Origin of the sequence: Capnocytophaga catalasegens (genome assembly GCF_026005215.1) — a bacterium.
Lineage (GTDB): Bacteria > Bacteroidota > Bacteroidia > Flavobacteriales > Flavobacteriaceae > Capnocytophaga > Capnocytophaga catalasegens.
This window is the reverse complement of sequence record NZ_BPMA01000044.1, coordinates 62,761-69,107: the sequence shown is the minus strand read 5'-3', so window position 1 is coordinate 69,107 and position 6,347 is coordinate 62,761. Positions and strand designations below refer to the sequence as shown.

Annotated in this window: 7 protein-coding genes; 4 read left to right on the top strand and 3 right to left on the bottom strand. The window is 32.9% G+C overall.

Annotated features, from left to right (window positions below; genetic code table 11):
- Positions 1-75 precede the first annotated feature (75 nt).
- Positions 76-738: an aspartate kinase gene (locus tag OO775_RS11300; RefSeq protein WP_264847261.1), complete on the top strand. Its 663-nt coding sequence runs from the start codon at positions 76-78 to the stop codon at positions 736-738.
- Between the two features lie 666 nt (positions 739-1,404).
- Positions 1,405-2,166, top strand: a complete 762-nt coding sequence (locus OO775_RS11295) for an exodeoxyribonuclease III (protein ID WP_264847260.1) — start codon at positions 1,405-1,407, stop codon at positions 2,164-2,166.
- Positions 2,167-2,174: 8 nt separating this feature from the next.
- Here the strand turns inward: OO775_RS11295 and OO775_RS11290 are convergent, their stop codons facing one another.
- From OO775_RS11290 to OO775_RS11280, 3 genes are all read right to left on the bottom strand, one after another.
- Entirely contained in the window at positions 2,175-2,534 is a 360-nt protein-coding gene (locus tag OO775_RS11290) for a YraN family protein (RefSeq protein WP_264847259.1), read from the bottom strand.
- A gap of 6 nt (positions 2,535-2,540) precedes the next feature.
- A complete protein-coding gene (locus OO775_RS11285) occupies positions 2,541-3,182 on the bottom strand; it encodes an O-methyltransferase (RefSeq protein ID WP_264847257.1) in 642 nt (213 codons plus the stop codon).
- A 73-nt stretch (positions 3,183-3,255) separates the two neighbouring features.
- A complete protein-coding gene (locus tag OO775_RS11280; RefSeq protein ID WP_264847256.1) occupies positions 3,256-3,927 on the bottom strand; it encodes a spermidine synthase in 672 nt (223 codons plus the stop codon).
- A gap of 129 nt (positions 3,928-4,056) precedes the next feature.
- Between OO775_RS11280 and OO775_RS11275 the strand changes: the two genes are divergently transcribed.
- On the top strand, positions 4,057-5,070 hold the full coding sequence (locus OO775_RS11275) for an o-succinylbenzoate synthase (RefSeq protein ID WP_264847255.1): 1,014 nt from the start codon (positions 4,057-4,059) through the stop codon (positions 5,068-5,070).
- A gap of 147 nt (positions 5,071-5,217) precedes the next feature.
- The gene (locus OO775_RS11270) at positions 5,218-6,285 is read left to right on the top strand and encodes a branched-chain amino acid aminotransferase (RefSeq protein ID WP_264847266.1); all 1,068 of its coding nucleotides are present in this window, start codon (positions 5,218-5,220) and stop codon (positions 6,283-6,285) included.
- Positions 6,286-6,347 lie beyond the last annotated feature (62 nt).

Here is a 6,347-nt window from a genome sequence, read left to right as displayed (position 1 = left end):
TTTAATTACGGATATACAAATTTATTTATTCATTTCTTTATTTTTTTTCGTACTTTTGTTTCAAATTTAGTAATTATGAAAACAATTACCGCTGCTGTAGAAGATTATATCAGAAGTAAACCTTTTTTGCAAACAACACTCAATCAAGGGATTATAAACTTAACATCACTTTCTAAATTAATTCTTGAGGATATAAAAGACGAAGTTGGAAAAGAAATTAAAATAGGTGCTATTGTTATGGCACTAAAAAGACTTTCAACCAATATGGAATTTCGTTCTACGCATCGTATTGTAAAAGTACTCAAAAATATAGGAGATATTACAGTACGTGCCAATCTTATTGATTATAGTTTTGAAATATCTGAAACAATCCTTACAAAACAAGCTGAGTTACTACGAAAAATAAACAATGTAAAAGACGTTTTTTTTACTTCATCTCGTGGAGTGAATGAAATGAATATCATTATTAGTAATCACATCGAAAAAGAAGTTGAAACTATTTTTGCACAAGAGAATTTATTACAAAAATTTGCTAATTTGGGCGGGATTAGTGTGAAACTTCCTAAAGAAAATATCTCTGTCCCAGGTATTTATTATTTTATTTTTCAACGTTTAGCTTGGGAAGGAATTACTATAAACGAAGTTATCTCAACTTCAAACGAATTTACCATCATAATTCCTGAAACAGATGTTGATACAGCCTTTAAAGTAATCAAAGATTTGAAAAAATTGAAATAAGTTAAAATCAATATTTTTAAATTTTTTTGTAGTAAATAAACTATTTTGTTACATTTGTCAAAGAAAAAGTATCTGTAAAAATATATAACAAAAAAATTAAGATGAAAAAAGGTAAATTACTGGCATCTCTTTTTTTTAAAATTGTGATAATTAGGTGTTTGTTCAACGTTTTATTTGGTTTTTATTTTGCAGATGTTAAATTCAGACAAACTTGTTAGAGATTACATGCCTTTATTCACAGAATTTATTTTTTCATTCCTTGCTTTGATTCTTTCAATGAGTTCTGTTACTATTTTTGCCAATTTAAATAAAAACGTGAGAGGAAGTAAGGTAAAATATTTTTTTGTCTTTTTTCTTATTACCCATTCTTATAACTTGTTGTATTGCAGTATTTTTAGAAACCATAGATGGATTGAAAGAGTCTTACGAATACTTCCTTGCCACTATATGTCCTTTTTATCTTATTCTGATAAGAGAATATCACAAAGGCAACTTTTAGAGGAGCAAAGAGAAAACAAAGGAAGTGATTTTAGCCTTATTACACCTAAAAAAATTATATGAAGCACAGGAAATATTGAATATTTAAGTCCAAATCAAGTATATTTGTAAGCAATCAAAAAGTTACTTTTACTATTTGAATCTAAGTTTAATAAAAATTAAAAAAAAATGAAAATAATTTCATACAACGTTAATGGTATTAGAGCCGCAATGAGCAAAGGATTTACACAATGGCTTTCTGTGGCTAATCCCGATGTAATTTGCCTACAAGAAATAAAAGCCGAAGAACAACAAATAGACCTTAAAGCCTTGCAAGATGCAGGATATCCTTATCTATATTGGCATAGTGCTGTCAAAAAAGGATATAGTGGTGTGGGAATTTTATCCAAAATAAAACCCAATCATATCGAAATAGGCACTGGTATTGACTATATGGATTATGAAGGACGTATTATTCGTGCCGATTTTCCCGATTTTTCCATAATAAGCCTGTATCTCCCCTCGGGAACTAATATAGATAGATTGGAACACAAACTTACTTTTATGGCTGATTTTCAACAATATATAAATGATTTGAAAAAAGATATTCCCAATCTGATTATTTGTGGAGATTATAATATATGCCACCAAGCTATTGATATTCACGACCCTGTGCGCAATGCCAATGTTTCTGGTTTTTTGCCCGTAGAACGCCAATGGCTTGACAATTTTATAAAAAGCGGCTTTATTGATAGTTTTCGTTACTTTCATAAAGAACCGCATAATTATTCGTGGTGGTCATACAGAGCCAATGCGCGCAATAATAACAAAGGGTGGCGTATTGACTATTGTATGGTTTCTAACTCTCTGGAAAACAAACTCAAACGGGCTTTAATTCTTCCTGAAGCCAAACATAGTGACCATTGCCCCATTTTGGTTGAAGTAGATTAGTTTTTATTCTAAAATGGATAAAAAGCATCTTCTATATGGTTTAAGTCATTACGAAACTGATTTTTAACAATCGAAATAATATCAAAACGAACTTCGGCATCAATATCTTTCTTCTGAATATAATTATCGATGGCTTTGGCTAATAGCTTCATTTTTTGAGTATTGACAAAGGCTTCGGGTTCTCCGTATTGTGTTGAAGTTCTTGCTTTTACCTCAACAACTACCAACGTATTATTTTTCCACGCAATAATATCTATTTCGGCGTGCTGATAAGTATAATTGCGTTCCAAAATAGTATAATTATTCAGCACTAAATAGGCAACTGCTTGGTCTTCGGCTTCTTTACCAAATTCGTTGTGTGATGCCATTTTCGTTTATTTTACTCGCGAAATTGTAAGTCCGTCCCGAATAGGAAGTAAAACGCTTTCTACACGTGGGTCTTCATTTATTTTTTTATTATATTCTAAAAGAATTTGTGTGTGTTTGTCGTTTTTCTTCACCTCTTCGAGCACTTTTCCGCTCCAAAGGACATTATCTGACAGGATAACTCCTCCCCTATTCATTTTTTGGATAATTACATCAAAATAATTGATATAATTCTTTTTATCAGCATCAATAAATACGAGGTCAAAACCATAAGGAAGTGTCGGTATAATATCCAAGGCTTGCCCTAAGTGTTGTTTTATTTGGTTTCCGTAAGGACTTTGGTCGAAAAAAGAACGCTGAAAATCAACGAGTTCTTCATTAACATCAATCGTGTGAATTATTCCATCTTTGGAAAGTCCTTCGGCTAAGCAAAGGGTTGCATATCCTGTAAAAGTGCCTATTTCTACAATCACTTTGGGAGAAATCAGTTTAGAAATCATACTAAGCAAGCGCCCTTGGTAGTGTCCGCTTAGCATTCGAGGTTGTAAAACTTTCAGATGCGTTTCTCGGGTAAGTTTTTTTAGTAATTCGGGTTCTTCTTGCGAATGTTGCGCTATATAATCCTCCAAATTTTCAGATAAAAAGTGCATTTTTTGATAGTATGTTAAGCTATTTTATTTATTTTGTTGCAAATGTATTAAAATTCTTCATCAATAACAAACTCTAAAACTTGTTGTTCTTCTTAGAAATAAGAATAAGTTCATTGTTCCCTTCTACCTTTGAAAATACATTTACAATAGTTTCTTGCTGACAATTCTGAATAAAAATAGCATTTCGTTTGCTGTCTTTTTTGCTAATTTTCATCGTATTAAAGAGTATCAATCCTTTTGAAGTTAATAAAGAAATCAGTTTGTTTTTAAATGATGTTGAAAACAAAAATGCTGGCATTTCTTCATCTTGAAAAATATCTACAATAATTAAATCATACGTGTTTTTTTCTTTTTGTACAAATTTTTGAGCATCATCAATAATTATTTTCAAATTTCCTATTTCATTGATTCCGAAATATTTATTAGCTATTTCAACGATTTCATTATCAATCTCAACAGCTGTAATTTGTCCTTTGTATCCAATTTCATCAATTAGTGTTTTTACTACACTTCCGCCAGCTAATCCTAATAACAAAATATGCTGCATTTTTCTTATTTGCTCAAAACCAATTTTTTTCAATCCCAATCGTAATATTCGTTGTAAGCTTCCATAAGAATAATTTGTATTGGGAGTATTAAGAATTAGCCGCCCATTATATAACACTACCTCAACCGATTTGCTCACCTTTGAAGGTTGTTTATGAATTGGTATAGGAAAAATATAACTCAATATTTTTTTTATCATAATCATCAATAATATATCCAATTTTGGTTGTACAAACTCGTACTAAATTTATACACAAAAAGAATGAAGTCGCAAATGTATTAAAATCCTTTATCAATACAAAATTTCGTACCTTTGCAAAAAACAAAAATGAAAGCAACCTATCGAAAATATATTTTACAATTTAAACAGCCTTCGGGAACTTCAAGAGGTGTTTTTACTGAAAAAGAAACATGGTTTTTAGAACTGCATACTCCTGAGAATAAATACATTGGTGAATGTGGTTTATTACGTGGGCTTAGTATCGATGACCGAACCGATTATCAAGAAAAACTCCAATGGGTATGCCAACATATTCACTTAGACAAAGAAACACTCTGGGAAGAATTGATGGCATTTCCTTCTATCCAATTTGGAGTTGAGCAGATTTTTACAGCCTTAAATCGTGAAAATCCAGCGATTTTATTCCCTTCAGAATTTACTACCGGACAAAAAGGCATCTCTATCAATGGACTCATATGGATGGGAACTCCTCAGTTTATGAAAAACCAAATCAAAGAAAAACTAAAACAAAATTTTCGATGTATCAAAATGAAAATTGGAGCACTCAATTTCGATACCGAATACCAGATAATCAAGCAATTACGAAATGAATTTCCGACTAACGAAATAGAAATACGTGTTGATGCCAACGGAAGTTTTTCTCCACACCAAGCACTTGAAAAACTCAAAAGACTCTCTGACTTACAACTACACTCCATTGAGCAACCTATTGCTACTTCCCAATGGGAAGAAATGGCATTATTATGTGAGAAATCTCCTCTACCAATTGCCTTAGATGAGGAACTCATTGGTGTTTTTTCTCGAAAAGATAAAGAGACGTTACTTTCAACTATTCGCCCTCAATATATCATACTAAAACCCTCGCTTATAGGAGGTTATAAAGGTAGTGAGGAATGGATTTCTCTGGCAGAAAAACAACAAATCGGGTGGTGGATAACCAGTGCTTTAGAAAGTAATATTGGGCTTAACGCTATTGCACAATGGACTTTTACTCTTCAAAATCCGATACCACAAGGATTGGGTACAGGAAGCCTTTATACCAACAATATTGAAAGTAATTTACAAGTACGCCAAGGACATTTGTTTATGAATAATAGCTAGTAATTTCTTCAAAAAGCATAGTTTTTTATACCAAAAAAATGATTTTATATAATTTTTTTTTTCAACAATTTGCAAAAATTTGGTTGTAAAAATACCTTTTTTATTAAAAAAATCTCCTAATTTAGCACAACAAATTTTTTTATTATGATGAGTCAATCAAAATCAAACCTTAGTATAGAAAAAACAAAACAAAGTCGTATAGACCAAGTTGATTTTTCTAACCTTTTTTTTGGACAAACTTTTGCCGACCATATGTATATTTGTGATTACAAAGATGGTACATGGCACGCTCCGAAAATTGTTCCTTATGCTCCTTTCTTGCTCGACCCTTCAACAAGTGTTTTCCACTATGGGCAAGCGGTGTTTGAAGGAATGAAAGCCTACAAAGATGACAATGGCGATATTTTCTTATTCCGTCCAACGGAAAATTATGCCCGTATTAACAAGTCGTGCAAGCGCTTAGCGATGCCTGAATTCCCAGAAGAATGGTTCGATGAAGGACTGAAAGAACTCCTAAAATTGGACAGAGATTGGATAAAGCCAGGGTTCGGTAATGCGTTGTACTTACGTCCTTTTGTAATTGGTACTACTGCGGGAGTAATTGCCTCTCCTTCCAAAGAATACAAGTTTGTTATCATTACCTCGCCTGTACAATCGTACTATTCGGGTGATGTAAAAGTACTGATTGCAGACCATTATAGTCGTGCTGCCAATGGTGGTTTCGGCGCAGCAAAAGCAGCAGGGAACTATGCAGGGCAATTTTACCCAACAGCTTTGGCACAAAAAGAAGGATATCAGCAAGTTATTTGGACAGATGATACCACGCACGAAAAATTAGAAGAATGTGGTACAATGAACGTTATGTTTCGCATTGGTGATACCTTAGTTACTTCACCTGTTAATGACCGAATATTAGACGGAGTTACCCGCAAAAGTGTCATCGCAATGGCTGAAAAAATGGGTATAAAGGTAGAGGTACGCTCCATTACGGTACACGAACTGGTACAAGCTGCTGAAAACAAAACACTCAAAGAGATTTTCGGTTGCGGAACAGCAGCAGTTATTAGTCCGGTTTCGGCGTTCGGTTACAAAGGTAAAGAATATACGTTCGAACGCCCTGTACAAACATACGCAGAACAAATAAAAACTGCCATACTGAACATTCAGTACAATAAAACAGAAGACCCTTTCGGGTGGCGGGTTAAAATTGTTTAATTTTCACTTTTACTTATTTTTCAAAAGGCTATCCACTTGCGAGGATAGCCTTTTACTTTTTG